Origin of the sequence: Novosphingobium resinovorum, from assembly GCF_036352595.1 — a bacterium.
GTDB classification, from domain to species: Bacteria; Pseudomonadota; Alphaproteobacteria; order Sphingomonadales; family Sphingomonadaceae; genus Novosphingobium; species Novosphingobium resinovorum_B.
Genome location: NZ_JAZFAX010000010.1, coordinates 145050 through 171681, shown reverse-complemented (window position 1 = coordinate 171681; position 26632 = coordinate 145050). Strand labels below are relative to the sequence as shown.

The window sequence follows — 26632 nt, the reverse complement described above, 5'->3', positions numbered from 1 at the left end:
ACTCCTGCTCCTTGATCATCCCGATGATCTGCGCCTCGGTAAAACGGCTCTTCCTCATGCGTCTGCTCCTTCTCGTGGGCAGACTCTACATCAGAATGAGGGACCTTTCGGGGGGCAGGTCACTCGCCGGGTGGTAGTCCGCACGGGCGAAGGGAACCATGGATGCCTATGGAGAGCAGACGGCGCAGATATTCCGGGCTGACATCGGAGAGGCCCTGAGCCGCGTGATCCTTGATATACAGGGATTTCGCCCGAGGGACTGACTGCCATCCCGACCGGACATGAAAAAGGGGCCGCAACCTTCATGGTTGCGGCCCCTTTTGTCTGAGGGTTGAGGTATCGCAGGCCTCAGCGGCTTGCGAGTTCCTTGTTCAGCCACAGGGCCAGCAGGGTCGCCAGTGCGCCCGAGAGCAGGTAGCCGCCCGAGGCGATCAGGCCGAAGTGGGTGGAGAGCAGCAGCGCCGCCAGCGGGGCGAAGCCGGCGCCGAACAGCCAGGCAAGGTCGCTGGTCAGCGCCGAGCCAGTGTAGCGGTGGTCGGTCGGGAAAGCCGAGGCGACGACACCCGAGGACTGGCCGAACGACAGGCCCAGCAGCACGAAGCCGCCGATCATGAACACCAGCTCACCGGCAGTGCCTGCGTCGAGCAGCTGCGGTGCGAAGCCGCTGAATACCGCGATGCCGACGGCGCAGGTGCCGAGCAGGGTGCGGCGGCCGTAACGGTCGGCCAGGCGGCCCGAGAAGAGCACAGCGACGAGGCCGAAGACGGCGGCCAGCACTTCGATCAGCAGGAAGCGGGTCGGCGCTTCCTTGGTGAAGAGGAACACCCAAGAGAGCGGGAACACGGTGACCATGTGGAACATCGCGAAGCTGGCGAGCGGGGCGAAGGCGCCGATCAGGACGGTGCGGCCTTCCTTGCTCACGGTGCCCATGACGCTGACGGGCTGCAGGTCGCGGCTTTCGAACAGGGTCTGGAATTCCTCGGTGACGACGATGCGCAGGCGCGCGAAGAGCGCGACGACGTTGATCGCGAGCGCCACGAAGAACGGATAGCGCCAGCCCCACTCCAGGAAGTCGGCGGCGGGCAGCACGGCGATCATGTAGGCGAACAGCGCGCTGGCGACGATGAGGCCGAACGGCGCACCGAGCTGCGGCACCATCGCCCACCAGCCACGGCGGTTTTCCGGGGCGTTGAGCGCGAGCAGCGAAGCCAGGCCGTCCCAGGTGCCGCCGAGTGCGAAGCCCTGCGCGATGCGGAAGATCGCCAGCAGCCAGATCGCGGTGGCGCCCATGGTCTCATAAGTCGGCAGGAAGGCGATCGCCGCCGTCGAGCCGCCGAGGCCGAACAGCGCGATCGTCAGCTTGACGCCGCGGCCGTAGGCACGGTCGAGCGCCATGAAGAACAGCGAACCGAACGGGCGCGCGATGAAGGCCAGCGCGAAGATCGCGAAGCTGTAGAGCGTGCCGGTCAGCGGATCGACGAAGGGGAAGAACAGCTTCGGGAACACCAGCACCGAGGCGATGGCGTAGACGAAGAAGTCGAAGAATTCCGAGGTACGGCCGATGATCACGCCGATCGCGATCTCGCCGGGCGAAATCGCGTGGTGCGGCTTGAACGTCGGCAGGCCGAGTTCCTCGCGGGTCGGGGTCGTGGTTGTGCTCATCTGGCGTATCTCGGCCTTCGTCTGGTATAACACGGGAATAAGCGAGAGTCCCGCCCGTCCGCGAATCGCACCGGCGCGACGGACGCGCGGCTTCACAATTGGCCGCCCTATTGTATCTGAAACGCCGTAAGGGGATTGGACAAAATGTCCTATGTTCGCATCCGCAGCACGGGCCTAGGCGACGCGCCATGCAACCGCCCGAGTCACGTCTGAACCCGCCCGGCCGTCGTTTCGGCCCGTTCCGTAACCGCGCGATGCGCGTCGTGGGCGCCCTCGGGCTGACCGCTGCGCTGTCGGCGTGCAACACCCTCGTGCTCAAGCCGTCGGGCGATGTTGCACAGCAGCAGGGCGACCTCGTGGTCGTCGCGACGCTGCTGATGCTGCTCATCGTCGTGCCGGTGATGCTGGCGGTGGTGATCTTCGCGTGGCGCTACCGCGCCAACAACAAGGACGCGAAGTACGAGCCGGACTGGGATCACTCGACCCAGCTCGAACTGATGATCTGGGCCGCGCCGCTGCTCATCATCATCTGCCTTGGCGCCGTGACCTGGACCAGCACCCACCTTCTCGATCCCTACCGCACCATCGGCCGCATCGACGCCCAGACCCAGGTTTCGCAGGATGCGAAGCCTCTCGAGGTCGAAGTCGTCGCGCTCGACTGGAAGTGGCTGTTCATCTACCCCGAGCAGGGCGTTGCCACGGTCAACGAACTGGTCGTGCCGAGCGGCCGCCCGCTGAACTTCAAGATCACTTCCGCGAACGTCATGAACTCGTTCTACGTTCCGGCGATGGCGGGCCAGATCTACGCGATGCCGGGCATGGAAACGCGCCTGCACGCGGTGATGAACTCGAACGTCGAGTCGGTCGGCTTCTCGGCCAACTACTCGGGCGCGGGCTTCACCCACATGCGCTTCAAGATGCGGTCGGTTTCGGACGCGGACTTCGCCAAGTGGGTCGGTGACGTGAAGACCACCGGCACCAGGCCGCAGCCTGCGGGCGACGTGATCGCCGCCGAATCGTTCACCGGCGTTCCCGCAAAGCAGATGGGCGGCACCCTCGACCGTGCGGCCTACCTCGAACTCGAGAAGCCGACGCAGAAGGTTCCGGCGATCCGCTTCGCCAATGTCGATCCCAAGCTCTATGACGCCGTCGTCAACATGTGCGTCCAGCCGGGCAAGATGTGCATGAGCGAGATGATGGCTCTCGATGCGCGCGGTGGTCTGGGCAAGGCGGGCATCCGCAACGTGCAGATGCTGTCGTACGACAAGGACGGCCGCGACAGCGCGGTTGCCGAGAGCGCGAACCCCAGCGACGCGGTCAAGCGCGAGCTGGCCTGGGTCCGTGCGCTGTGCGAGCAGATGCCCGGCCAGGTGCGCGACGGTTCCGTCAAGGCGCCTTCCGACCTTCGCTCGCTGAACGGCGCCGGGATCCCCGCGCCGCAGTCGATCGGCTTCGGCGGTGAGGATGCGCCTGCATCGCCCGCCAAGCCCGCTCACATTTCCCTGAATTCGCGGAACTGACACTCATGGCCATCGAAGCCGAAGCCCATAACCACTGGAGTCCGCTACTCGGGCGCCTGTGGCTGGATGCCATCCCGCAGGAGCCGATCGTGCTCGCGACTTTCGTGGTCGTGATGCTCGGCGGCGCCGCGCTCGTCGCGGGCCTGACCTACTTCAAGCTCTGGGGCTATCTCTGGAAGGAGTGGTTCACCAGCGTCGATCACAAGAAGATCGGCATCATGTACATGATCCTGGGTCTGGTCATGTTCCTGCGCGGCTTTGCCGACGCGATCATGATGCGCGCCCAGCAGGCGATGGCGTTCAACGGCAACGACGGTTACCTCAACGCCCACCACTACGACCAGGTCTTCACCGCGCACGGTGTCATCATGATCTTCTTCGTGGCGATGCCTTTCGTCACGGGCCTCATGAACTACATCGTGCCGCTGCAGATCGGTGCGCGTGACGTCAGCTTCCCGTTCCTGAACAATTTCAGCTTCTGGATGACCACCGCCGGTGCGGTGCTTACCATGATGTCGCTGTTCGTCGGCGAGTTCGCGCAGACCGGCTGGCTGGCTTATCCGCCGCTGTCGAACCTGGCGTACAGCCCGTGGGTCGGCGTCGACTACTACATCTGGTCCCTGCAGATCGCGGGTGTCGGCACGCTGCTTTCGGGCGTCAACCTGGTGTGCACCATCGTCAAGATGCGCGCGCCCGGCATGACCATGATGCGCATGCCAGTGTTCACCTGGACCTCGCTGTGCACCAACATCCTGATCGTCGCCGCCTTCCCGGTGCTGACGGCGGTGATGACGATGCTGACCGTCGACCGCTACCTCGGCTTCAACTTCTTCTCGAACGACTTCGGCGGCTCGCCGATGATGTACGTGAACCTGATCTGGATCTGGGGTCACCCCGAGGTCTACATCCTCATCCTGCCGCTGTTCGGCGTGTTCTCGGAAGTCGTCTCGACCTTCTCGGGCAAGCGCCTGTTCGGCTACTCGTCGATGGTCTACGCCACGCTGGTCATCACCATCCTGTCGTACCTCGTGTGGCTGCACCACTTCTTCACGATGGGTTCGGGCGCGAGCGTCAACTCGTTCTTCGGCATCACCACGATGGTGATCTCGATCCCGACCGGCGCGAAGCTGTTCAACTGGCTGTTCACGATGTACCGCGGCCGCATCCGCTACGAGCTGCCGATGATGTGGACCGTCGCGTTCATGCTGACCTTCACTGTCGGCGGCATGACCGGCGTGCTGCTCGCGGTTCCGCCTGCGGACTTCGTGCTCCACAACTCGCTGTTCCTGATCGCGCACTTCCATAACGTGATCATCGGCGGCGTGCTGTTCGGCATCTTCGCGGCGATCAACTTCTGGTGGCCCAAGGCCTTCGGCTTCAAGCTCAACGTGTTCTGGGGCAAGGTCAGCTTCTGGCTGTGGGTTCCCGGCTTCTGGTTCGCCTTCATGCCGCTCTATATCCTCGGCCTGATGGGCGTGACCCGCCGCATGCGCGTGTTCGACGATCCGTCGATCCAGATCTGGTTCGTCATCGCCGCCTTCGGCGCCGTGATGATCGCCGGCGGCATCGGCGCCATGCTGGTCCAGTTCGCCGTCTCCATCTGGAAGCGCGAGGAACTGAAGGACGAGACGGGCGATCCGTGGAACGGCCGCACGCTGGAGTGGTCGACCTCGTCGCCGCCGCCGGAGTACAACTTCGCCTTCACCCCGCTGGTCCACGACCTCGACGCCTGGGACGACATGAAGCGCTGCGGCGTGCAGCGTCCGACCTCCGGCTTCCGTCCGATCCACATGCCCAGCGGCACGGGGACCGGCCTGATCCTGGCGGGTCTGTCGACGGCGCTCGGCTTCGCGATGATCTGGTACATCTGGTGGCTCGCGGCGGTCTCGTTCGCCGGGATCATCGGCTACGCGATCTTCCACACCTTCAACTACAAGCGGGACTACCACATCCCCGTCGAGACGGTCGAAGCGACCGAGGCGGAACGCACCCGCCAGCTCGCCGCCGCGGGAGCCTGAGACATGACCGCCAACACCGCTCCGACGCACAACCTCGATCAGGCGCAGCTTCAGGCCGCGTTCTACGACCTGAACGAGCATGACCACCCCGAAGGCGGCAGCACCATGCTGGGCTTCTGGGTCTACCTGATGAGCGACTGCCTCATCTTCGCCATGCTCTTCGCGGCATACGGCGTGCTGGGCGGCAGCCTGGCCGCCGGGCCGGGGCCGAAGGACCTGTTCGACCTGCCGCTGGTGGCGCTCAACACCGCCATGCTGCTGTTCTCGTCCATCACCTACGGCTTCGCCATGCTCGCCATGGAGAAGGGCAACAAGGGCGGCACGCAGCTCTGGCTGCTGGTCACTGCCGTCTTCGGCGGCGCGTTCCTCTTCATCGAACTCTACGAGTTCAGCCACCTGATCCACGAGGGCGCGACGCCGATGCGTTCGGGCTTCCTCACCGCGTTCTTCTCGCTGGTGGGCACCCACGGCCTTCACGTCACCTTCGGCATGATCTGGCTGTTCACGCTCGTCGTGCAGGTGGCGAAGAAGGGCCTGATCCCGGCCAACAAGCGCCGCCTCATGTGCCTGTCGCTGTTCTGGCACTTCCTCGACGTCATCTGGATCGGCGTCTTCACCTTCGTCTACCTGATGGGAATGCTCTGATGGGCACTGAACACGCACACCCGAACCCCGGCGCACACGATCATCACGACGAGCACGGCGCGAGCCATGGCTCGATGCGCGAGTACGTCGTCGGCTTCCTGCTGTCGGTCGTGCTCACCGCGATCCCGTTCTGGCTGGTGATGACGGGTGCGATCCCCGACAAGCAGACCACCGCGCTGGTCATCATGGCCTTCGCCGTGGTGCAGATCGTGGTCCACATGATCTACTTCCTGCACATGAACACCAAGTCGGAGAACGGCTGGACGGTCATGGCGCTGATCTTCACGATCGTTCTGGTCATCATCACGCTGTCCGGTTCGCTGTGGGTCATGTTCCACCTCAACACCAACATGATGCCGATGAGCGTCCACGACATGGGCCAGCTGCCCTGACCGGGGACCGCACAACGGCGGCAAAAGGAGCGCGGCGGCCCATCGGGCTTGCCGCGCTTCTGCTAGTGGCCTTCGCGATGTTCGTGGCGCTGGGCGTCTGGCAGATCCAGCGGATGCACTGGAAGCACGCGCTGATCGCCCGCGTCGATGCGCGCGTCCATGCCGCTCCGGTGGCGCTGCCGCAGGACGGCAGGCTCGGCCCCGATCTCGAATATCTTCGCGTCCGTGTCTCGGGCGTCTATGACGGTCCTGCGACCGCGCTGGTGCGGGCCGCCACGGAACGCGGAACGGGCTACTGGACGATGACGCCGCTGCGCCTCGAAGACGGCAGGCTCCTGTGGATCAACCGGGGCTTCGTGCCCGCCGGGACCACCCGCGCCGACGCCGGAGCCTCGGCGCCTGCGGGCAAGGTGTCGATCGTCGGCCTGCTGCGCCTGCCGGAGCCCAAGGGCAGCATCCTGCAGTCCAACGCCCCGCAGGACGAGCGCTGGTATTCGCGCGATACCGCCGCGCTGGCGCAGGCGCGCAAGGTGGGCGCCGTCTCCCCCGCCTTCGTCGATGTGCAGACGGAGCAGGCAGCCACCACGCCCGCGCTCAAGCCGGTTCCCGGCCTCACCCAGATCAAGTTCCCCGACAGCCACCTGAGCTATGCGCTGACGTGGTTCGCGATGGCGGCGCTGTCGCTGGTGGCGCTCGTCTTCACATGGCGGCCGGCGTGATCGAGCGTCTGGCGGTGCTGTTCGCGCCGCCGGGCATGGCCGGCAGTTCGCCGAGCCGATCCAGCGTCGTCCTGCTGACACAGCTGCGCTGGATCGCGGTGTTCGGCCAGCTGGCCACCATCGTCGTGGTCTCGACCGTGCTCAAGGTCCGCCTGCCACTGGCGCCGCTGCTGCTGGCGCCGCTGCTGCTGATGGTCATCAACCTGACGGTCGCGCGCGTGGTGTTCCAGCGCAAGGCGTTCTCCCAGCGCGAGCTGTTCTCGGCGCTGATGATCGACGTCATCGCGCTGTGCTGGCAGCTCTACTATTCGGGCGGGGCGACCAATCCGTTCACTTTCCTGTTCCTGCTGCAGATCGTCATCGGCGCCATCATCCTGGAGCCGCGCTGGAGCTGGATGGTCGCGTTCAACGCCTGCCTGTGCATGGTGGTGCTGACGTTCCGCTACGTCCCGCTGAAGCTGCCCGAATCCTACGCGGCCAACCACTTCCACCTCTACATCTACGGCAGCCTGTTCTGCTTCGTGCTGGCCGCCGTGCTGCTGATCGTCTTCGTCGCGCGGCTCGACCGCAGCCGGCGCGACAATGACGCGCAGCTCGCCGCCTATCACCAGCAGGCGACGGAGGAGGACCATATCATCCGCATGGGCCTGCTCGCCTCGGGCGCGGCGCATGAGCTGGGTACGCCGCTGTCGTCGATCTCGGTGATCCTGGGCGACTGGAGCCGCGAGCCCGCCATCGCCTCCGACCCCGACATGGCCGCCGACCTTGCCGACGTGCGCCGCGAGCTGGAGCGCTGCAAGACCATCGTTTCCGGCATCCTGATGTCGGCGGGCGAAGTGCGCGGCATCGACCCGGCGGTGACCACCGTGCGCGGCTTCGTCGAAGACCTTGCCGACGAATGGAGCGCGCGCATTCCCGGCGAACTGCGCGTGATCGACCGGTTGCCGCAGGACGTCGAGATCATCGCCGACCCCGGGCTGCGCCAGATCGTCGGCAACGTCATCGACAACGCCATCGAAGTCTCGCCCGAGCTGGTGCTCTTCGAAGTCTGGATGGAGGGCGAGGATGCGGCGCGGCGGATGATCTTCACCGTCAGCGATCGCGGCCCGGGCTTCGCGCCCGAAGTGCAGCGCCGCATCGGCCAGCCCTACATCTCGACCAAGGGGCGCGAGGGCGGCGGGCTCGGGCTGTTCCTCGTCGTCAACGTGATCCGCAAGCTGGGCGGCACCGTCTCGGTAGAGAACCGCGAGAGCGGCGGTGCCAGCGTGCAACTGGCGATCCCGCTTGCTACACTGGCGCTCGAAGAAACAGAACAGCGGTGAGAGAAGCCATGACCGACACTCCCAGCCCGATCGGGGCGACCGGCGCCAGCCTGCTCATCGTCGAGGACGACCCCACGTTCGCGCGCACGCTGCGCCGCTCGTTCGAGCGTCGGGGCTACAAGGTAGCCTCCGCCGCCAGTCCCGAAGAGGCCGAGGCGCTGTTCGTAGTGGAGGACTTCGACTACGCGGTCGTCGATCTCAAGCTGGGTGCCGGTTCCGGCCTCACCGTGGTCGAGGCGCTGCACGCCCGCGCGCCGCAGACCCGCATCGTCGTGCTGACCGGCTACGCCAGCATCGCCACCGCCGTCGAGGCGATCAAGCTGGGTGCCTCGCACTACCTCGCCAAGCCTTCCAACACCGATGACATCGAGGCGGCCTTTGCTTCGCTGCGCGGCGATGCCAGCGTGCCGGTGGAGGGCCGCAAGACCTCGATCAAGACGCTCGAGTGGGAGTACATCCACCAGACGCTGGTGGAGTGCGAGTTCAACATCTCCGAAACCGCGCGCCGCCTTGGCCTTCACCGCCGCACGCTGGCGCGCAAGCTGGAGAAGCGGCAGGTGTGAACTCCACCATCGTCACCCGCGAGCGCAGCGAAGCAATCCAGGGCTGCGCAAACCGCCCTGGATTGCTTCGCTGCGCTCGCGGGTGACGAAACGAAGGCGGCTCGGTTTTCTTTCGTGCCGCCAATACGCTATACACCCTATGAGAAGCCCCCGGTGATCGGAAACCATGTCCAACTGTGATCTTTGCGTCGTCCGCAACCGGGCGATATGCGCCGCGCTCGACGCGAAGGAACTCAGCGCGCTCAACGCGATCGGGCGCACCCGCCAGCTTGTCGCCGGGGAATCGATCATCTGGGAAGGCGAGGATTCGGTCCTCGTTGCCAACGTGATCGACGGCGTGCTCAAGCTTTCGACCAATACCGAGGACGGGCGCGAGCAGATCGTCGGGGTGGTCTACCCTTCCGACTTCATTGGCCGCCCCTTCGGCGGCACGACCGGCCATGGCGTCACCGCGCTGACCGACGCCAGCGTCTGCGTGTTCTCGCGCCGCGACTTCGACGCCTTCGCGCGCGAGCATCCGGCGCTGGAGCACAAGCTGCTGGAACGCACATTGGGCGAACTCGATCGCACGCGGCGCTGGATGCTGCTGCTGGGCCGCAAGTCGGCGGCGGAGAAGATGGCGAGCTTCCTCGTCGAGATGACCGAGCGGCTCGGCGGTTCGGGCTGCCGCATCGATCCCGTACATCCGGGGCGGCGCATCCTGACCCTGCCATTCTCCCGCCAGCAGATCGCCGACGTGCTGGGCCTGACGATCGAGACCGTCAGCCGCCAGTTCACCCGCCTCAAGAACGAAGGCGTGATCGACCTGCCCTCGCGCCGCGAAGTGACGATCCTCGATTTCGAGACGCTGGTGGCCGAAGCGGGTTGAGGGCTGCTTGTGGTGTTGGCGGCACGGGAAGGCAGAAGACCATGCCCCCCTGCCTCGTCATTGCGAGCGCAGCGAAGCAATCCAGGGCCGGGTAAACCGCTCTGGATTGCTTCGCTGCGCTCGCAATGACGAGGCGTGGTGAAGTCATATGACAATGCCCGCTGGCGAGTGCGGGCCTAACGCCGGGGGAGTATCAACGCGGGGTTCCGAGGTAAACATCGGGTCGGCGTCGGGAGCGTCCAAGCAAGGACGCGGGGTTTGTTTTCCGTGAAGCTCTGACGAGCGGCCGGGTAACTCACGGTGCAGCCCGGCTCGACCTGTATTCCATCGGAAAGTCCCATGTGGCCGTCGTTAGGGTTCGCGTCGTTATCGGCCGAAGGCTGCCGGTGGGGCTTCCGGAACGCATGCGACATGTCGCATGAGGTAGTCGGAAGACGCTTTCCAGTAGCCGGGAGACAGTCCGGGTCTTCGATGGGCGCGTGGTTTGCGTAGCTACGGCTGAAACCGCATCCCGGCCCACGACGCCGACCCGATACACCGGAGCAACGTGATCTGCATTGCCCCGGATGTTGCGGCATATAACCCATGTGGTTATATTTGTCAATGAGGATTCCGATCAGAACCGGTACGACAGGCCCGCGCTCAGCACCCACGGGTCGAGATCGTGCTTGGTTTCCAGCACCTTGTCGCCATCGGCATAGAAGCTGGCGGTCGGCTTCACGAAGTACTTCTTGGCATCCAGAGTCACGCCGTAGCCACTCTGGCCCAGCGCGATGTCCACGCCCGCCTGCAGCACCGCGCCGAAGGAGTTCGACATCTTCACTTTGTCCACGCCGAGTGCCTGCGCGGTGGCGCCGGGCTTCTCGTCGAACACGAAGAACAGCGCGGGGCCGGCGCCGACATAAGGCTTGATCGGGGTGCCGGTGTCGAGGTGGTACTTGGCGGTCACCGTCGCGGGCAGGATCAGTACGTGATCGACCAGCCGGGTTCCCGCAAGGTCCGCCGCGCCGTTCACGTGGTGCTGGGTGAAGCAGCAGATCGTCTCGACCGAGATGGCCTTGGTGAAGAAGTATTCGACCGCGAGGGTGGGCACGACGTTGTCGTTCGCCCTGGCGTCGACGTCGGTGACGCCCATGCCGGTCAGCGTGGCGGCAAGGCCCGTGTCGATCGACTTGACCTTGTCGATGCCGCCGTCGGGCAGAACCCCGGTCGCGAGCACCTTGACCTGAAACCTGCCGTCCGGGCTTCCGGCCATCGCGGGCGTGGTGAAGGCGGTGGCGGCCAGCGCGGCGGCGAGCAGGGTGATCTTGCGCATATCCGTGTCTTTCGAATGACCGCCGGGGCTGCACCATGCATGTCCCCCCTCTTGAGCGGCGCTTGCGGTTTGCGCCTCATGCAACCGGGATGAATTGATCGGGCGCAAGTCGGGGTGAATTTCCTCCTCCTCCCGCCCCCGCTTCCCTCTCGTGAGTCCGCGCCCTCACCTTCGTCATTGCGAGCGTAGCGAAGCAATCCAGGGCGGCGCTGAACTGCTCTGGATTGCTTCGCTACGCTCGCAATGACGAACGGGGGGAATGTGCCGCCCGGTGCATTGGCGACCACGCTCCTTTTTGATCCCCGTCAATGCGACTCCCGGCTCCTGCGCCCAAGGCGGACCCTGATCAGCAACTCATCTCGAAAAGAGACAGCTTATGGTTTCGGTGCTGGCGCGGGCAGGCGTGTGGCTTGCCGTGCTCTTTCTGGCCGTGATGGCCTCCGCGCTGGCGGTGGATCAGGGCTTCGCCATTCACATGGGGATCGTCGCGATCGCGGCGATGACCGCCTTGTGGTTCAGCCTGCGCGGGGCCGACTACGACGGCATCGCCCGCGGCGTGTTGCGCTTCCCCGATCAGGGGCGCTATGACGACGACCCGATCCGCTGGGGCATGATCGCCACGGTGTTCTGGGGCATGGCGGGCTTCCTCGCGGGCGTGTTCATCGCCGCGCAGCTGACCTGGCCCTGGCTCAATCTGGAGCCCTACCTGAACTTCGGCCGGGTCCGCCCGCTGCACACGTCTGCGGTGATCTTCGCGTTCGGCGGCAATGCCCTGATCGCGACGAGCTTCTACGTCGTCCAGCGCACCTGCCGCGCGCGGCTGGCCTTCCCCGGCCTCGCCCGTTTCGTGTTCTGGGGCTACCAGCTGTTCATTGTGCTCGCCGCCACCGGCTACCTCCTCGGCATCAGCGAGGGCAAGGAATACGCCGAGCCCGAATGGTACGTCGACTGGTGGCTGACGATCGTGTGGGTCGCCTACCTCGCGGTCTTCGTCGGCACCATCGTGCGCCGAAGCGAGCCGCACATCTACGTCGCCAACTGGTTCTACCTGGCGTTCATCGTCACCGTGGCGATGCTGCATGTCGTCAATAACCTCGACCTGCCGGTCAGCCTGCTGGGTTCCAAGAGCTACCCGCTGTTCGCGGGCGTGCAGGGCGCGCTGGTGCAGTGGTGGTACGGCCACAACGCGGTGGGCTTCTTCCTGACCGCCGGCTTCCTGGCGATGATGTACTACTTCGTGCCCAAGCAGGCCGAGCGGCCGGTCTATTCCTACCGCCTGTCCATCATCCACTTCTGGTCGCTGATCTTCCTCTACATCTGGGCGGGGCCGCATCACCTGCACTACACCGCGCTGCCCGACTGGGCGCAGACGCTGGGGATGGTGTTCTCGATCATGCTGTGGATGCCCAGCTGGGGCGGCATGATCAACGGGCTGATGACGCTCAACGGCGCCTGGGACAAGGTCCGCACCGACCCGATCATCCGCATGATGGTGATGGCGCTAGCCTTCTACGGCATGAGCACCTTCGAAGGCCCGGTGATGTCGATCAAGAGCGTCAACTCGCTCTCGCACTATACCGACTGGACCATCGGCCACGTCCACTCCGGCGCGCTGGGCTGGAACGGGATGATCACCTTCGGCGCGATCTACTACCTCGTGCCGCGCTTGTGGGGGCGGCAGCGGCTGTACTCGCTGCGCATGGTGAACTGGCACTTCTGGCTCGCGACGCTGGGGATCGTTTTCTACGCCGCCAGCATGTGGGTGGCGGGCATCACCCAGGGCCTGATGTGGCGCGAATACGGCGCCGACGGCTACCTCGTGAACTCCTTCGCCGACTCCGTGGCGGCGCTTCACCCGATGTACGCGCTGCGTGCCTTCGGCGGCGCGCTCTACCTCGCGGGCGGGGTCATCATGACGGTCAACGTCTGGGCCACGATCCTGGGCAAGCTGCGCGAGGAAAAGCCGCTGCGCGATGCCGCCTACGATCCCGCCGCCGACCGCCCCATCCTCGTGAACTGACGACGAACAGGGACAAGAACCATGACCACCATCGTCGAACGCCACAAGACGCTCGAGAAGAACATCACCCTGCTGGGCATCTGCGCGCTGGTCGTCGTCGCCATCGGCGGCATCGTCGAGATCGCGCCGCTGTTCTGGATCGACAACACCATCGAGAAAGTTCAGGGTGTGCGCCCCTATACCCCGCTGGAGCAGGCGGGCCGCGACATCTACGTGCGCGAGGGGTGCTACGTCTGCCACAGCCAGATGATCCGCCCCTTCCGCGACGAAGTGGAGCGCTACGGCCACTACAGCCTCGCGGCGGAATCGATGTACGACCATCCGTTCCAGTGGGGCTCCAAGCGCACCGGGCCGGACCTTGCGCGGGTGGGCGGCAAGTATTCGGACAGCTGGCACGTCCAGCACCTGACGAACCCCGAAGGCGTCGTGCCCGAATCGGTGATGCCGAAGTACGGCTTCCTTGCGGAGCGCGACCTGCAGGTGGCCGACCCCGCCGCGAACCTGACGGCGCTGCGCCGCGTGGGCGTGCCCTACACCGACCGCGACATCACCAGTGCGCTGGCCGACCTCAACGCGCAGGCCGACCCGGAAGCCGATCCCGGCGACCTGTTCAAGCGCTACCCCAAGGCGCAGATCCGCGACTTCGACGGCGACCCGAGCCGGGTGACCGAGATGGATGCGCTCGTCGCCTACCTGCAGGTGCTGGGCATCATGGTCGACGTCAACGCGGCGGCGGCGCAAGAGAAGCTGGCCAAGGAGAAGGGCCGATGACCTTCTCCCTCAGCACCCACTCCACTTACGACATGCTGCGGCATCTGGCCGACAGCTGGGGCCTGCTGGCGATGCTGGTGGTGTTCGTCGTGCTGATCGCCTGGCCCTTCCGGCCCGGCCACCGCGCGAAGAACGACGCCGCCGCGACGATGATCTTCAAGGACGAGAACGATGGCTGAGCATCATCCAAAAGGACGCCTCGACGAAGCCACGAACACGGAAACCGTCGGCCACGAGTGGGACGGGATCGAGGAACTCAACACCCCGCTGCCGCGCTGGTGGCTCTGGACCTTCTACGCCTGCATCGTCTTCGCGCTGGGCTACAGCGTGGTCTACCCGGCGTGGCCGATGCTTTCGAGCGCGACGCAAGGCACGCTCGGCTGGACCAGCCGGGGCGAGCTGGACAAGGACATGAAGGCCGCCGCCGCCACCCGCGCGAAGACCGTGGCGGCGCTGGCGGACATGAGAATCGAGGAGCTGCCGAAGCACCCCGAACTGATGCGCGCGGCGGTGGCGGGCGGCGCGGCGGCGTTCAGGATCAACTGCGTCCAGTGCCACGGCGCCGGTGCGGCCGGGTCGAAGGGCTTCCCCAACCTCAACGACGATGACTGGCTCTGGGGCGGCGATCTGAAAACCATCGAGACGACCTTGCTCCACGGCATCCGCCAGCCCGGTGATGACGCCACGCGGCAGTCGATCATGCCGAACTTCGGCAGCGATGGCCTGCTGACGGCGGCGCAGATCGACGCGGTGGCAAGCCATGTCCTCTCGCTTTCGGGCAAGGCGCGCGGCAACGCCGAGGGTGCGAAGCTCTTCGCCGACAACTGCGCCGTCTGCCATGGCCCGGCAGGCAAGGGCAGCCGCCAGTTCGGCGCGCCTGACCTGACCGACGCGATCTGGCTCGACGGCGGCACGAAGGACGATGTCGTCGCGCAGGTCAGCAAGCCGCACATGGGGGTGATGCCCGCATGGAACGGCCGCCTCGACCCGGTGACGATCAAGATGCTGGCGGCTTACGTCCACTCGCTGGGCGGGGGTGAACAGGCGCCTGCGCCCGAGCCCGAAGCTGCCGCCACCCCCTGACCCGTCATTCCCGCGAAGGCGGGAACCCATCTGATGACCGTGCAACATGCCAGTTCAGGAGATGGGTCCCCGCCTTCGCGGGGATGACGGAGAAAAAGGAAGCACTCCCAGGCGGGACAAGTACCATGAACAAGCCCCCCGACATGACCCAGCTCTCGCTCTACGCAAAACGAGAGCCCGTCTTCAATCGCCGCATCGACGGCAAGTTCCGCCGCATCAAGTGGGCGATCATGGCGCTGTGCCTCGCGGTCTACTGGGTAACCCCCTGGCTGCGCTGGGATCGCGGCCCTTACGCCCCCGACCAAGCGGTGCTGATCGACCTCGCCCACCGCCGCTTCTACATGTTCGGCATCGAGATCTGGCCGCACGAGTTCTACTTCGTCGCGGGCCTGCTCATCATGGCGGGGATCGGCCTGTTCCTCGTCACCAGCGCGGTGGGGCGGGCGTGGTGCGGCTATGCCTGCCCGCAGACCGTCTGGACCGACCTGTTCCAACACGTCGACCGTCTGATCGACGGCGACCGCAATGCGCGGCTGCGGCTCTACAAGGCCCCGTGGGGACCGGCCAAGATCGCCCGGCGGCTGGTGAAGTGGGCGATCTACCTCGCCATCAGCCTCGCCACCGGCGGCGCGTGGATCTATTACTTCGCCGACGCGCCGACGCTCTGGACCGCGTTCTGGAGCGGCACCGCCGACCCCGTCGCCTACGCCACCGTGGCGACGCTGACGGCGACCACCTTCGTGCTCGGCGGCTTCATGCGCGAACAGGTGTGCATCTACATGTGCCCCTGGCCGCGCATCCAGACCGCGATGACCGACGAGAAATCGCTGACCGTCACCTACAAGGACTTCCGCGGCGAACCGCGCGCCAGCCTCAAGAAGTCGCAGAAAGCGCCCGACGTGTTCGGCGACTGCATCGACTGCAACCAGTGCGTCGCCGTCTGCCCCACCGGCATCGACATCCGCCAGGGCCCGCAGGTCGGCTGCATCACCTGCGCCTTGTGCATCGACGCCTGCGACCGGGTGATGCGGGACGTCGGCCGCCCGCGCGGGTTGATCGACTACGCCACGCTGGACGACGCGGAGCGCGAGAAGGCCGGACAGCCGCCGACGCGCCACCTGAAGCTGATCTGGCGTCCGCGCACGCTGGCGTACCTCGCGGTCTGGGCGGGCATCGGCCTTGCCCTGCTGTTCGCGCTGGGCACGCGCGTTCACACCGGGCTGACCGTCGCCAGGGATCGCAACCCGCCGTACATCCTCCTGAGCGACGGCTCTGTGCGGGGCGCCTACACCTTGCGCCTGCGCAACATGGAGGGCCGCCCGCGCAAGATGGAGATCGCCCTCGTCGGTCTCCCCGGCGCGGTGATGTGGACCGACGACAGCGCCCGCGCCGACGCCGCCCGTACCCTCACCCGCACGATCCCCGCCGACGCGACGCTGCCCTTGCGCGTCTACGTCGTCGCCCCGCCGACAACCGCCGCGCAGGACTTCAGCTTCCGCGTCACCGCCGAGGGCGAGGCGCGCGAGACCGCCCTATCCGAAGTGACCTTCGACACGCCGCAGGAGGCGACCCCATGACCGTGCAGACCCGCAGACCTTTCAACGGAAAGCATATGACCGCGATCCTCGTCGCCGGGTTCGGCGTGGTGCTGGCAGTCAACGTGACGATGGCGACGCTCGCCAGCACCACCTTCGGCGGGATCGTGGTGGAGAACTCCTACGTCGCCAGCCAGGACTTCAACCGCTGGCTGGATGAAGCGGCGAAGGAGAAGGCGCTGGGCTGGCGGCTGGCAGCGCGGCGCGGGGTCGAGGGCAGGGTGGTGGTGGACCTAGAGGTCGCGCCATCCATCCTTCGACAAGCTCAGGATGAGCGGGGTGGGGTTAATAGCCCTGTTACAAATCCCGCTCAGGCTGAGCTTGTCGAAGCCCCCGCCGCCCACACCAAGCTCACCGCCATCGCCCGCCACCCCCTCGGCCGCCTCCCCGACACCGCACTCACCTTTCGCCGCGAGGGCACGCACTGGATCAGCACCCGGCCGCTGCCCGCAGGCCGCTGGACCCTGCGCTTCGATCTCGAGACCGAGGGCCGCCAATGGCGCACCGAACAGGAGATCGGCGCATGAACGCGATCACACCCCCGCCGCCGGTCCCTGCCCAAACCACGCTCACGATCGACAGTCGCTTCACCGTCCCCGGCATCCGCTGCGCCGGCTGCATCGGCAAGATCGAGCGCGGCCTCGCGCTCGTCCCCGGCGTGGCTTCGGCGCGCGTGAACCTGTCCGCCAAGCGCGTCGCCGTCAGCCATGCCGGGACGCTCGACGCCGAAACGCTGATCGAGGAACTGCGCAAGCTCGGTTTCGAGGCCGAACGCGCCGCCGACAACCCGCTCGCCCGCGACGATGTCGAGACCAAACGCCTGATCCGCGCGCTGGCGGTGGCGGGCTTCGGCATGATGAACATCATGCTGTTCTCGGTCTCGGTGTGGTCGGGCACCGACGCGGTGACGCGGGGCATGTTCCACTGGATCAGCGCGCTGATCGGCATCCCGGTAGTGGTCTATTCGGGCCGCCCGTTCTTCGCTTCGGCGTGGATGGCGCTGAAGTACCGCCGCACCAACATGGACGTGCCGATCTCCATCGGCGTGATCCTGGCGACGGGCATGAGCCTCTACGAGACGCTGACCGGGGGCGAGCACGCCTACTTCGACGGCGCGGTGATGCTGCTGTTCTTCCTGCTCGCAGGCCGCACGCTCGACGCGATGATGCGCGGCCGCGCCCGCTCGGGCATAGCCGCCCTGCTCGGCCGCATGGGGCGGGGCGCGCAAGTGATCGGCGAGGACGGCACTGCCCGCTACGTCGAGGCCGACAAGCTGCGCCCCGGCATGACGATGCTGGTGGCCGCAGGCGAATCGCTCGCCGCCGACGGCGAGGTCGTCGAAGGCCGCACCACCATCGACACCGCGATGCTCACCGGCGAGAGCGCCCCGCGCCCCGCCGCGCCCGGCGACCTCGTCCACGCGGGCACGATCAACCTCGGCAATCCGGTGCGGGTGCGCGTCACCGCCGCTGCGCAGGACACCGCCATCGCCGACATCGCGCGGCTGATGGACGAGGCGGGCCAGTCCCGCTCGCGCTACGTGCGCGTGGCCGACCGCGCGGCGCGGCTCTATGCGCCTGCCGTCCACACCCTCGCGTTCCTCAGCTTCTGCAGTTGGCTGATCGCAGGGGCGAGCGTCTACAAGGCGCTGACGATCGCCACCGCCGTCCTCATCATAACCTGCCCCTGCGCGCTCGGCCTTGCGGTTCCGGCGGCGCAAGTCGTCGCGGCGGGGGCGCTGATGCGGCGGGGCCTGCTCATCAAGGACGGCTCGGCGCTGGAGCGGCTGGCCGAGGCGGATGAAGTGTTGCTCGACAAGACCGGCACCCTGACGCTGGGCGAACCGCGCCCGATCACGCTGGCCATGCTCGGCCCGCGCAGCCGCGCCATCGCGCTGGGTCTGGCGCAGGCGAGCCGCCATCCGCTGAGCCGTGGGCTCGCCCATGCGCTGCGCGGCGAAGGTGTGGAGCCCGCAGCCGTCGAACTGGTGCGCGAGGCGGCGGGCTCGGGCATGATCGGGCGCTGCGACGGCGCCGAAGTCGCGCTGCTGCGGCCCGAGGTGGAGACCGACACTCTCGCCGTCGACCTGCTCGTCGATGGCACCCGCACCCGCATTACCTTCGCCGACAGCCTGCGCCCCGACGTGACCGAGACATTGGCGGCGCTGAAGGCGCAGGGCCTGACCGCCGCGATCGCCTCGGGCGACCGGGTGGAGGCGGTCGGCGGTGTCGCGCGCAAACTGGGCCTGTTCGCCACGGCGGCGATGCGCCCGGCGGACAAGCTGGCGCTGCTCGAACGCCGCGCGGGGCTTGGGCACAAGGTGCTGATGGTCGGCGACGGGCTCAACGACGGGCCGGCGCTGGCGGGCGCCCACGTCAGCCTCGCGCCCGGCGGGGCGAGCGACGTCTCGCAGCAGGCGGCCGACGGCGTCTTCGTCGGCGAGCGGCTGATGCCGGTGGCGACGGCGGTGAAGGTGGCGCGCGCCACGATGCGGGTGGTGCGCCAGAACTTCGCGATGGCGGTAGGCTACAACGTGCTGGCGGTGCCGCTGGCGATCCTCGGCCACGTCACCCCGCTGGTGGCGGCGCTGGCGATGTCGGGAAGCTCGCTGCTGGTGGTCGGCAATTCGCTGCGGCTGGCGCGTGCTGCAGGAAGGGAAGCGAAATGACGATTCTCGGCTTCATGATCCCGCTCTCGCTGGCGATGGGGCTCTGCGCGCTGGGCACGTTCTTCTGGACGATGCGCTCGGGCCAGTACGAGGACATGGACGGCGCCGCCAACCGCATCCTGATCGACGAGGATGCGCCATGACGCGGCGCCTGATCGCCCTGTTCGGCGCGCTGGCGCTGGTCCCGGCGATGGTGGGGCCATTGCAGGCCGAGGCGCGCGATTTCGTCGCGATGACCTGCGGCGGCGGCGTGGTGAGCGTGCCGGTCCCCCCACCTCCGGGGCCGCCGCAGGGGCCATGCTGTGCCAAGGGGTGCCATTCCGATTCCAAACGCAAGCGGCTTGATCGATCGCAATGACGGCGCGGAGGGATAAGGCAAAGTTACGGCCATGTGGACCTATCACCCCGAACTGCTGGCGATTCCCGTGCCGCGCTACACCAGCTTCCCCACCGCCGCCGAGTTCGCTGGCGGGATAGGCGCGGGCCAATACGAGGAGGCGCTGGAGCGCACGCAGGGCGAGGTATCGCTCTATGTCCACATCCCGTTCTGCGAGAAGATCTGCTGGTACTGCGGCTGCAACACCAGTGTCGCCAACCGGCGGGACAGGGTAGCCAGCTACCTCGACGCGCTTCACCGCGAGATCGATCTCGTCGCCGAACGCCTGCCCGCAGGGGCGCGGGTGACGCGCATCGCTTTTGGCGGCGGCAGTCCCAACGGCATTTCGCCGATCGACTTCGTGCGGCTGGTCGATGCGCTGACGCTGCAGTTCGAGACCTCGCACCCGGTCACTTCGATCGAACTGGACCCGCGTACTCTCGGCCCCGGGTGGGCGGGGGTGATCGCCTCGGTCGGGATCGCGCGCGCCAGCCTCGGCGTGCAGACCTTTGCGGAGCCGTTGCAGCGGGCGATCGGCCGCGTGCAGCCCACCGCGATGATCGAGCAGGCCGTCGCCATGCTGCGCGGCGCGGGCGTGGGTTCGCTGAACTTCGACCTCATGTACGGGCTGCCCGGCCAGATCATGGCGCAGCTGAAGGATTCGCTGGAGCGCACCGTCGCGCTGGGCGCCGATCGCATCGCGCTGTTCGGCTATGCCCACGTTCCGCACCTGATTCCCCGCCAGCGCAAGATCGATGCGAGCGAACTTCCCGATGCCGAGGCGCGCTTTGCCATGGCGGCTTACGGGCACGCCTTCCTGCTGGACCGGGGCTATGTCGCGGTGGGCTTCGACCATTTCGCGCTGCCCGGCGATCCGCTGGCGCAGGCGACGCTGACCGGGCACCTTCGCCGCAACTTCCAGGGCTTCACCGACGATCAGGCGCCGGTCCTGCTAGGGCTGGGCGCCTCGGCGATCGGCGGCTTCCCGGACCTGCTCGTCCAGAACGAGAAGAACACCGGGCGCTATCGCATGATGCTTTCGCAGGACCGCCTGACCGCGACGCGCGGCATCGTCCGCAGCGCTGAGGACCAGCGGCGCGGCGCGGTGATCGAGGCGCTGCTGTGCCAGGGCCGCGCGCCTGTGGCGGCGGACTTGTGGCAGGAGGCCGGGCCATTGCTGCGCCCCTACCTCGAAGCCGGATTGTGCGAGACGGACGGCGATGACCTCGTCGTGCTGCCGGGCGGACTGCCTTACGCGCGCTCGATCGCGGCGCGGTTCGACCCTTACCGCAAGGATTCGCTGCGGCGCTTCAGTTCGGCGGTGTGAGCGTCACCCCCGCGTATCGAACTCCACCCCAAACAGGTTGCCCTCCCGCCAACGGACGAGGCCCCAGACCTCGCGGCCGTCTTCCAGCGTGGCGCGCACCACTTCGTTGAGGCGGGGCGGCTCGCCCGAAGCAGCGGCGCTGAGCCCGCGCGAGGATATGTCGCGTACGATCACCGCGATCCGCACGCCGTTGGAATCGGTCAGCGCAAAGCGCGTGCAGCGCCGGCGGCGGCGTTCGCGCAGGATCGGGGTGGGCCTGAAGCGGGACGTGTCCATTTCAGGCCAAGAACGGCGGCGCGCAGCAGAAATTCAGCGGGTTCTGGCGGAATTGACCGCGATCAATGCGAGACGCGGCCGCAAGTGCGAAGACCGTCTTGCCGGTCCACCGCACCAAGATCCGCCGCTGGCGAACCCCCGGTGCGGTAACCGCTTCTCCCCAACTTCAAGGGGCGGCCCACCCTCGTGACGGGCTGCCCCCCTTTTTTTGGCCCATTTTCTCGAGACGCTGCGGAATGCAGACAAAAGAAAAGGCGGCCCTTGCGAGCCGCCTCTTCCTCCTCTCAACCGGGAATTTCGAAGATCAGTTGGCCGAAGCGAGGCTCGGCTGCTGCATGTAGGGAACCGGGTTCACGGCCTCGCCGTCGACGCGCACTTCGTAGTGGAGGTGCGGGCCGGTCGAGTTGCCGGTGGAACCGACGTAACCGATGATGTCGCCCTTGTGGACGCGCTGGCCTTCCGCGACGTTCAGGCGCGACATGTGGCCGTAGCGGGTCTGCATCTCGCCGCCGTGCTCGAGCGAGATGAACAGGCCGTAGCCGCTGAACCACGAGGCGCGGCTTACGGTGCCGTCTGCAGTGGCGTAGACCGGGGTGCCGGTGGGAGCGGCGAGATCGACGCCCTTGTGGGCGCGGCGACCGCCGAGAATGGGGTGTTCGCGCATGCCGAAGGTGCTGGTCATGCGCTCCTGCGCGAGGGGGTTGCGCGAGGGGATGGCAACCGAGGCCATGCCGCCGGTGGCGGCCTTGGGCTTGGCGGCCGCGAGGCCGGTTTCCTCATAGTTCTGCCACGAGCTGAAAAGCTGGCTGAACTGTTCGTCCTCACCGCCGGTGATCGACTGGTTCGCCTGGCTGGTGCGCAGGGTGGAGGAAATGTCGGCAGCGGCGGCGCTGCTGTTGGCCATCGCGGGGTGCGCTGCGATGGAAAGTCCCGCGACGACGAACACGCCGGTCAATGCGCGGAACTTGGCGAAAAACTTCGTTACGACCACTCGCAATACCTTGCTTATCCGCCGCTGCCCCGAAGGATGCGACGTTATATTGAGCACAGCCGAAACCGGCCGCGCCAAGGAGTATGGAGATGGTCGGAACCCCCCGCCGTCTCGCGAATGTGACTTATGCCGTTAGATTTGGCTCAGGCAAGCGCGGTATAGAGATCGCGCGACAAACCGGCAGCGAGGCGCGCCGAGTCGTTGAACGGTGGTTTCACGTTTCCGTGAAAGTAACGAAAAACCAAGGATTTCCACAGTTCTCCGGGCTCTTCGGCCCGCCGCTGCGCAACTGCGGCGAAGTGATTTGCGCCGAATCGAACGTGGGCGATCTCGTCGTCAAGGATTCGTTCCAGGATCCGGGCGCCGCGCTCGTCGCCGGCGGCGCGGGCGCGTTCGATGGTGGCGGGCGTGATGTCGAGGGCGCGCGCCTCCAGCACCATGGGCACCACCGCCAGCCGCGCGGCGACGTCGTGGCGGGTGTCGTGCGCGGCGCTCCACAGCCCGTCATGCGCGGGGAGCGCGCCGTAATGGCTGCCGAGCCTGCGCAGATGGCGGTCGATCAGCGCGAAATGCATCGCCTCGTCCGCCGCCACCTTGAGAAAGTCGGAGACGAAGTCCGGGCCCATCTCCCCGCCGAAGCGCCCCGCCATGTCGAGGGCGAGGTCGATCGCCACGAACTCGATATGGGCAAGGGCATGCCACAGCGCGATCCGCCCGCGTTCGGACCCGGCCTTGCCGCGCCTCGGCATGCGGGCCGGGGGCAGCAGTTCGGGCGCGTCGGGGCGGCCGGGCGTCCCGGGCATCTGCGCGTCGAAGGCGAAGGCCAGCCGGCCGAGCCGCCAGTCGCGCGCGACCTTACGGGCGGCCATGGCCTTGGCATGCGGCGCGCGTTCCAGCAGGGCCGCGCGGATGGCGCCGGAGACGGTGGAGGCAGGGGAGGATGTGTCTTGCATGCGGGCACTCAATGATCTGGCGAACATACAAACGGCGTCACCCTGAACTCGTTTCAGGGTCCATTGCGCCGCAAACGCTGCGTTTTGGCGCCGTGGACCGTCAGGGCAAATGGCGGCCCCACGCTTCGGATACACTGCCCGATGGACCCTGAAACGAGTTCAGGGTGACAGGGGGGGGAGGCAAGGACGGCGAAGCGTCTCCCGGCCCCCTTCGCGTTCACAGCGCCCGCGCGGCTTCCAGCACCTTGGCGGCGTGGTCCTTGACCTTCACTTTGTCCCAGACTTGCGCGATCCGTCCGTCCGGGCCGATCAGGTAGGTGGTGCGCACCATGCCCATGTACGTGCGGCCGTAGTTCTGCTTCTCGGTCCAGATGCCGAGCGCGTCGGACAGGCCGTCCGCCTCGGCATCGGTGACGAGCGGGGCCTTGAGGTCGTGCTTGGCGATGAAGCTGAGGTGCTTCTTCGCCGGATCCTTGCTGACGCCCAGTAGGGCGGTGTTCGCCGCGTCGAAATCGGCCTTCAGCGCGGAGAAATCGATGTTCTCGGTGGTGCAGCCCGGCGTCGCGTCCTTGGGGTAGAAGAACACCACCAGCTTCTTGCCGGCGAAGTCCGATGCCTTCACGCTGCCGCCTTCGGGCGTTTCGAGGGCGATGTCGGGGAAGGCGTCGCCGATGTGGGGGCGAGAGCCGGGGCTGTTCATATCGTGATCTCCAGTGTTTCGTCGAAGGCCTGGGCCCAGGCCGCTGCCACGGCCTCGCGGGCCCGGGCAAGGCCGGTTTCGAGCGCGTCCCAGTCGTCATAGCCACATGCGCGCACGAGGGCCAGACACGCCGCCGCGCCGGGCACCTGCGCATCGGGGGCGAGCAGGCGTCCGGCGACCAGCAGCCGCGTCAGCGCATCGTGTGCCTCCACCAGCGGCGCGGGCAACAGTCCGTCCGCCACCAGTGCGCGGACCGCCTCGCCGAGATCGGGGTCCAGTCCCGGCCCTCTCTCGCGCAGCTGGACGAAGTGGACGAGGAATTCGAGATCGACCAGCCCGCCGCGCATCAGCTTGACGTCGAGCGGGCCGCCGGCCGGCTTGTGCCGGGCCATCTTCGCGCGCATTTCCAGCACGTCGGCGCGCAGCTTCGCCGCGTCGCGCGGGGCGGTGAGGACGGCGCGCACCACTTGCGCCAGTGCATCGCGCCCGGCTGCCGAACCGTAGAGCGGGCGGCCCCGGCACAGCGCCATGTGCTCCCAGGTCCAGGCCTGCTCGCGCTGGTAGCTTTCGAAGCTTTCGAGGCTGGCGGCGGGCGGCCCCTGTTCGCCCGAGGGCCGCAGCCGGGTGTCCACCTCGAACAGCGCGCCCTGCGCGGTCGCCACCGACAGCGCCGAGATCGCCCGCTGCGACAGGCGGTTGTAGTAATGCGTCGCCCCCAGCGGGCGGCGGCCGTCGGACTCGGTCCGGAAATCGCCGCCGAACAAGTAGACGAGGTCGAGGTCGGACGCGTGGGTGAGCACCCCGCCGCCCATCCGGCCGAGCCCCAGCACCAGCATCTCGCTGCCCGGCACGGTGCCGTGGGCGAGGCGGAATTCCTCGACCGTGGCGTCGGTCAGCACCACCAGCGCGGCCTCGGCGATGCGGGCGAGGGCGTGGCCGATATCGACCGGATCGTTGGCCCCCTCGATCAGCTGGACGCCCAGCCTGAAGCGCAGTTCGCCGACCTTGCGGCGCACCGCGTCGAGCTTGCGTTCGTAGTCGTCGCCAGTCTCGAACCGGGTCAGTTCGGCGACGAGGTCGGCCACGCTGCCGGGCAGGTCGAAGGCGCTGGCGTCGATCAGCGGGTCGAGCAGGTCGGCGCGGCGGGCCAGCGCATCGGCCAGCGGCGGGGCAAGGCCGAGGATGCGCGCCAGCATCTCGATCAGCGCGGGGCGCGCCTGCAGCAGGTTGAACAGGTTGATGGCGCTGGGCAGGTTGCCGAGCAGCTGTTCCCAGCGGGCCAGCGCGCGCTCCGGATCGGGCGCGGCGGCGAAGGCGGCGAGCAGGTCGGTGCGGATCGCGGCGAAGGCACTGCGCGCGGCCTCGGAACGCAGCGCGCGGACCTTGCCGCCCAGCCAGCCCTCGATCCGCTGCGCCAGCGCGGCGGGATCGGCGAAGCCCAGCGCTTCGAGTTCCTCGGGCAGGGTGCCCTGGTCGGGTGCGGCAACCGGCACCGCGCCGGTGGGCGTCTGGGCCATGATGAGCGTGTCGTAGCGCTCGCCCACGGCTCCGGTGATCGCCGCCAGTTCGTCGAGCAGGGCCTGGCCGCTGTCCAGTCCGTCGAGCCGGGCGACCGCCTCGATGCCTTCGGCCGTCTTCGGCAGGCTGTGCGTCTGCTGGTCCTGCATCATCTGCAGGCGGTGCTCTACGGTGCGCAGGCGGTCGTAGCTCGTGCCCAGAAGCTGGGCCTCGCCCTCGGGGATCAGCCCCGCCTCGGCCAGCGCGTCGAGCGTGGCGCGGGTGCCGCGCAGGCGCAGCGCCGGGTGGCGGCCGCCGTGGATCAGCTGGTGCGTCTGCGCGTAGAACTCGATCTCGCGGATGCCGCCGCGCCCTTTCTTGAGGTCGAAGCCGGGGCCGACTTCGGGTGAGCCGCGCGTACTGGCGCGGATCTGCGCGGTCAGGCGGCCGATCTCGGCGATGGCGCCGAAGTCGAGGCTGCGGCGCCAGACGAAGGGGCGGATGGCGGCAAGGAAAGCCTCGCCCGCCGCGACGTCCCCGGCGCAGGACCGGGCGCGGATGAAGGCGGCGCGCTCCCACGTCAGGGCGGAGCTTTCGTAGTGGCTGAGCGCGCCCGCGACCGGAATCGCCAGCGGGCTGACCTCGGACGCCGGGCGCAGCCGCAGGTCGACGCGGAAGACGTAGCCCTCGTGGTCCACGCGGGAAAGCGTCTCGACCACCGCGCGGGCGACGCGCTCGGCCGCCTCGCCGGGCTCGTCGCGCTCGCGGCGGGGCAGCACGGCGGGGTCGAACAGCAGGATCGGGTCGATGTCCGAGCTGTAGTTGAGTTCGCCCGCACCGTGCTTGCCGAGCGCGAGCGCGAAGAAGCCTTTGGGTTCTGCGGCGTCGTAGTCCGGCACGCGGCGGCGAATGCCCGCGACGATCGCGGCATCGAGCGCGCGGTCGGCGAAGGCGGACAGCGCGCCGGTCACTTCCAGCAGCGGGAAGGCGCCCGCGAGGTCGCCGATCGCGAGGGCGAGGGCCAGCGCCTGCCGCTCGCGCCGCAGCGCCGATCCGGTGTCGCCCGCGCCTGCTCCGGCATTGCGGGCAAGGGCGAGCGCGGCGGCGCCGTCGCCGGATTCCAGCAGGGCGGTCAGCGCCGGCAGCCGGTCGAGCGCAGTGGCGAGAAACGGCGCATGGGCGCGGGCGCGGGCGATGGCGGCGGTCCAGTCGGCACTCATGGCGGGCCTTGTGCCTGCGGGCGCGGGCGGGAGCAAGAGGTGGAGATGATCCCCCTCGTCATTGCGAGCGCAGCGAAGCAACCCAGGGCGGCTTGAGACTGCCCTGGGTTGCTTCGCTGCGCTCGCAATGA

General features: G+C 67.5%; 25 protein-coding genes. 18 read left to right on the top strand and 7 right to left on the bottom strand.

Annotated elements, in window-relative coordinates; all coding sequences use genetic code 11:
* Positions 1–348 precede the first annotated feature (348 nt).
* Entirely contained in the window at positions 349–1662 is a 1314-nt protein-coding gene (locus V2S85_RS12230; protein WP_330703136.1) for an MFS transporter, read from the bottom strand.
* A gap of 188 nt (positions 1663–1850) precedes the next feature.
* Here V2S85_RS12230 and cyoA point away from each other — a divergent pair, with 188 nt between their 5' ends.
* The 8 genes from cyoA (at position 1851) to V2S85_RS12190 (ending at position 9709) form a co-directional block, all read left to right on the top strand.
* Positions 1851–3182, top strand: coding sequence for a ubiquinol oxidase subunit II (cyoA, locus tag V2S85_RS12225; RefSeq protein WP_330703135.1), 1332 nt, complete (start codon positions 1851–1853; stop codon positions 3180–3182).
* Positions 3183–3187: 5 nt separating this feature from the next.
* The gene (cyoB, locus tag V2S85_RS12220) at positions 3188–5200 is read left to right on the top strand and encodes a cytochrome o ubiquinol oxidase subunit I (RefSeq protein WP_330703134.1); all 2013 of its coding nucleotides are present in this window, start codon (positions 3188–3190) and stop codon (positions 5198–5200) included.
* Positions 5201–5203: 3 nt separating this feature from the next.
* Positions 5204–5845, top strand: coding sequence for a cytochrome o ubiquinol oxidase subunit III (cyoC, locus tag V2S85_RS12215; protein ID WP_330703133.1), 642 nt, complete (start codon positions 5204–5206; stop codon positions 5843–5845).
* Positions 5845–6237, top strand: coding sequence for a cytochrome o ubiquinol oxidase subunit IV (cyoD, locus tag V2S85_RS12210; protein WP_330703132.1), 393 nt, complete (start codon positions 5845–5847; stop codon positions 6235–6237). The genes cyoC and cyoD overlap by 1 nt, the downstream gene beginning before the upstream one ends.
* Before the next feature lie 77 nt (positions 6238–6314).
* Positions 6315–6956, top strand: coding sequence for an SURF1 family protein (locus V2S85_RS12205; protein ID WP_330703131.1), 642 nt, complete (start codon positions 6315–6317; stop codon positions 6954–6956).
* A 35-nt stretch (positions 6957–6991) separates the two neighbouring features.
* Positions 6992–8278, top strand: a complete 1287-nt coding sequence (locus V2S85_RS12200) for an ATP-binding protein (protein ID WP_419198193.1) — start codon at positions 6992–6994, stop codon at positions 8276–8278.
* A gap of 8 nt (positions 8279–8286) precedes the next feature.
* Positions 8287–8841 (top strand): response regulator transcription factor, encoded by a 555-nt coding sequence (locus V2S85_RS12195; protein ID WP_330703129.1) that lies wholly within the window; start codon positions 8287–8289, stop codon positions 8839–8841.
* Between the two features lie 166 nt (positions 8842–9007).
* Positions 9008–9709: a Crp/Fnr family transcriptional regulator gene (locus V2S85_RS12190; RefSeq protein WP_330703128.1), complete on the top strand. Its 702-nt coding sequence runs from the start codon at positions 9008–9010 to the stop codon at positions 9707–9709.
* Positions 9710–10325: 616 nt separating this feature from the next.
* On the opposite strand, the gene V2S85_RS12185 is transcribed toward V2S85_RS12190, so the two are convergent.
* Positions 10326–11024: an OmpW/AlkL family protein gene (locus V2S85_RS12185; RefSeq protein ID WP_330703127.1), complete on the bottom strand. Its 699-nt coding sequence runs from the start codon at positions 11022–11024 to the stop codon at positions 10326–10328.
* Positions 11025–11400: 376 nt separating this feature from the next.
* On the opposite strand from V2S85_RS12185, the gene ccoN reads away from it, so the two are divergent.
* The 10 genes from ccoN (at position 11401) to hemN (ending at position 20864) form a co-directional block, all read left to right on the top strand.
* Entirely contained in the window at positions 11401–13044 is a 1644-nt protein-coding gene (ccoN, locus tag V2S85_RS12180; RefSeq protein WP_330703126.1) for a cytochrome-c oxidase, cbb3-type subunit I, read from the top strand.
* 21 nt (positions 13045–13065) lie between these two features.
* The gene (gene ccoO, locus V2S85_RS12175) at positions 13066–13815 is read left to right on the top strand and encodes a cytochrome-c oxidase, cbb3-type subunit II (protein WP_330703125.1); all 750 of its coding nucleotides are present in this window, start codon (positions 13066–13068) and stop codon (positions 13813–13815) included.
* Entirely contained in the window at positions 13812–13994 is a 183-nt protein-coding gene (locus V2S85_RS12170; RefSeq protein WP_008828422.1) for a cbb3-type cytochrome c oxidase subunit 3, read from the top strand. Before ccoO ends, V2S85_RS12170 begins: the two co-directional genes overlap by 4 nt.
* Positions 13987–14898, top strand: a complete 912-nt coding sequence (gene ccoP, locus V2S85_RS12165; RefSeq protein ID WP_330703124.1) for a cytochrome-c oxidase, cbb3-type subunit III — start codon at positions 13987–13989, stop codon at positions 14896–14898. The genes V2S85_RS12170 and ccoP overlap by 8 nt, the downstream gene beginning before the upstream one ends.
* Positions 14899–15023: 125 nt before the next feature.
* The gene (ccoG, locus tag V2S85_RS12160) at positions 15024–16475 is read left to right on the top strand and encodes a cytochrome c oxidase accessory protein CcoG (RefSeq protein WP_330703123.1); all 1452 of its coding nucleotides are present in this window, start codon (positions 15024–15026) and stop codon (positions 16473–16475) included.
* A complete protein-coding gene (locus tag V2S85_RS12155) occupies positions 16472–17020 on the top strand; it encodes a FixH family protein (RefSeq protein WP_330703122.1) in 549 nt (182 codons plus the stop codon). Before ccoG ends, V2S85_RS12155 begins: the two co-directional genes overlap by 4 nt.
* A complete protein-coding gene (locus tag V2S85_RS12150) occupies positions 17017–19161 on the top strand; it encodes a heavy metal translocating P-type ATPase (protein ID WP_330703121.1) in 2145 nt (714 codons plus the stop codon). Before V2S85_RS12155 ends, V2S85_RS12150 begins: the two co-directional genes overlap by 4 nt.
* Positions 19158–19304: a cbb3-type cytochrome oxidase assembly protein CcoS gene (gene ccoS / locus V2S85_RS12145; protein WP_008832429.1), complete on the top strand. Its 147-nt coding sequence runs from the start codon at positions 19158–19160 to the stop codon at positions 19302–19304. The genes V2S85_RS12150 and ccoS overlap by 4 nt, the downstream gene beginning before the upstream one ends.
* On the top strand, positions 19301–19519 hold the full coding sequence (locus tag V2S85_RS12140; protein WP_330703120.1) for a hypothetical protein: 219 nt from the start codon (positions 19301–19303) through the stop codon (positions 19517–19519). The genes ccoS and V2S85_RS12140 overlap by 4 nt, the downstream gene beginning before the upstream one ends.
* Before the next feature lie 31 nt (positions 19520–19550).
* On the top strand, positions 19551–20864 hold the full coding sequence (gene hemN, locus V2S85_RS12135) for an oxygen-independent coproporphyrinogen III oxidase (RefSeq protein WP_330703119.1): 1314 nt from the start codon (positions 19551–19553) through the stop codon (positions 20862–20864).
* A 3-nt stretch (positions 20865–20867) separates the two neighbouring features.
* Here hemN and V2S85_RS12130 read toward each other — a convergent pair whose 3' ends face one another.
* From V2S85_RS12130 to V2S85_RS12110, 5 genes are all read right to left on the bottom strand, one after another.
* Complete coding sequence (locus V2S85_RS12130; RefSeq protein WP_330703118.1) at positions 20868–21140, bottom strand: PilZ domain-containing protein; 273 nt, start codon at positions 21138–21140, stop codon at positions 20868–20870.
* Between the two features lie 304 nt (positions 21141–21444).
* Positions 21445–22131, bottom strand: a complete 687-nt coding sequence (locus tag V2S85_RS12125) for a M23 family metallopeptidase (protein WP_330703117.1) — start codon at positions 22129–22131, stop codon at positions 21445–21447.
* Between the two features lie 143 nt (positions 22132–22274).
* Positions 22275–23084 (bottom strand): ferritin-like domain-containing protein, encoded by an 810-nt coding sequence (locus V2S85_RS12120; protein WP_330703116.1) that lies wholly within the window; start codon positions 23082–23084, stop codon positions 22275–22277.
* A gap of 217 nt (positions 23085–23301) precedes the next feature.
* Entirely contained in the window at positions 23302–23784 is a 483-nt protein-coding gene (locus V2S85_RS12115) for a peroxiredoxin (RefSeq protein WP_330703115.1), read from the bottom strand.
* Positions 23781–26501 carry a bifunctional [glutamine synthetase] adenylyltransferase/[glutamine synthetase]-adenylyl-L-tyrosine phosphorylase gene (locus tag V2S85_RS12110; RefSeq protein ID WP_330703114.1) on the bottom strand — a complete coding sequence of 907 codons (2721 nt, stop codon included), beginning with the start codon at positions 26499–26501 and terminating at the stop codon, positions 23781–23783. Before V2S85_RS12110 ends, V2S85_RS12115 begins: the two co-directional genes overlap by 4 nt.
* Positions 26502–26632: the final 131 nt, after the last annotated feature.

Coding starts and splice junctions, on each gene's coding strand:
- V2S85_RS12230 (WP_330703136.1), bottom strand. CDS start 1,662: ATGAGCACAACCACGACCCCGACCCGCGAGGAACTCGGCCTGCCGACG.
- cyoA (WP_330703135.1), top strand. CDS start 1,851: ATGCAACCGCCCGAGTCACGTCTGAACCCGCCCGGCCGTCGTTTCGGC.
- cyoB (WP_330703134.1), top strand. CDS start 3,188: ATGGCCATCGAAGCCGAAGCCCATAACCACTGGAGTCCGCTACTCGGG.
- cyoC (WP_330703133.1), top strand. CDS start 5,204: ATGACCGCCAACACCGCTCCGACGCACAACCTCGATCAGGCGCAGCTT.
- cyoD (WP_330703132.1), top strand. CDS start 5,845: ATGGGCACTGAACACGCACACCCGAACCCCGGCGCACACGATCATCAC.
- V2S85_RS12205 (WP_330703131.1), top strand. CDS start 6,315: ATGTTCGTGGCGCTGGGCGTCTGGCAGATCCAGCGGATGCACTGGAAG.
- V2S85_RS12200 (WP_419198193.1), top strand. CDS start 6,992: ATGGCCGGCAGTTCGCCGAGCCGATCCAGCGTCGTCCTGCTGACACAG.
- V2S85_RS12195 (WP_330703129.1), top strand. CDS start 8,287: ATGACCGACACTCCCAGCCCGATCGGGGCGACCGGCGCCAGCCTGCTC.
- V2S85_RS12190 (WP_330703128.1), top strand. CDS start 9,008: ATGTCCAACTGTGATCTTTGCGTCGTCCGCAACCGGGCGATATGCGCC.
- V2S85_RS12185 (WP_330703127.1), bottom strand. CDS start 11,024: ATGCGCAAGATCACCCTGCTCGCCGCCGCGCTGGCCGCCACCGCCTTC.
- ccoN (WP_330703126.1), top strand. CDS start 11,401: ATGGTTTCGGTGCTGGCGCGGGCAGGCGTGTGGCTTGCCGTGCTCTTT.
- ccoO (WP_330703125.1), top strand. CDS start 13,066: ATGACCACCATCGTCGAACGCCACAAGACGCTCGAGAAGAACATCACC.
- V2S85_RS12170 (WP_008828422.1), top strand. CDS start 13,812: ATGACCTTCTCCCTCAGCACCCACTCCACTTACGACATGCTGCGGCAT.
- ccoP (WP_330703124.1), top strand. CDS start 13,987: ATGGCTGAGCATCATCCAAAAGGACGCCTCGACGAAGCCACGAACACG.
- ccoG (WP_330703123.1), top strand. CDS start 15,024: ATGAACAAGCCCCCCGACATGACCCAGCTCTCGCTCTACGCAAAACGA.
- V2S85_RS12155 (WP_330703122.1), top strand. CDS start 16,472: ATGACCGTGCAGACCCGCAGACCTTTCAACGGAAAGCATATGACCGCG.
- V2S85_RS12150 (WP_330703121.1), top strand. CDS start 17,017: ATGAACGCGATCACACCCCCGCCGCCGGTCCCTGCCCAAACCACGCTC.
- ccoS (WP_008832429.1), top strand. CDS start 19,158: ATGACGATTCTCGGCTTCATGATCCCGCTCTCGCTGGCGATGGGGCTC.
- V2S85_RS12140 (WP_330703120.1), top strand. CDS start 19,301: ATGACGCGGCGCCTGATCGCCCTGTTCGGCGCGCTGGCGCTGGTCCCG.
- hemN (WP_330703119.1), top strand. CDS start 19,551: ATGTGGACCTATCACCCCGAACTGCTGGCGATTCCCGTGCCGCGCTAC.
- V2S85_RS12130 (WP_330703118.1), bottom strand. CDS start 21,140: ATGGACACGTCCCGCTTCAGGCCCACCCCGATCCTGCGCGAACGCCGC.
- V2S85_RS12120 (WP_330703116.1), bottom strand. CDS start 23,084: ATGCAAGACACATCCTCCCCTGCCTCCACCGTCTCCGGCGCCATCCGC.
- V2S85_RS12115 (WP_330703115.1), bottom strand. CDS start 23,784: ATGAACAGCCCCGGCTCTCGCCCCCACATCGGCGACGCCTTCCCCGAC.
- V2S85_RS12110 (WP_330703114.1), bottom strand. CDS start 26,501: ATGAGTGCCGACTGGACCGCCGCCATCGCCCGCGCCCGCGCCCATGCG.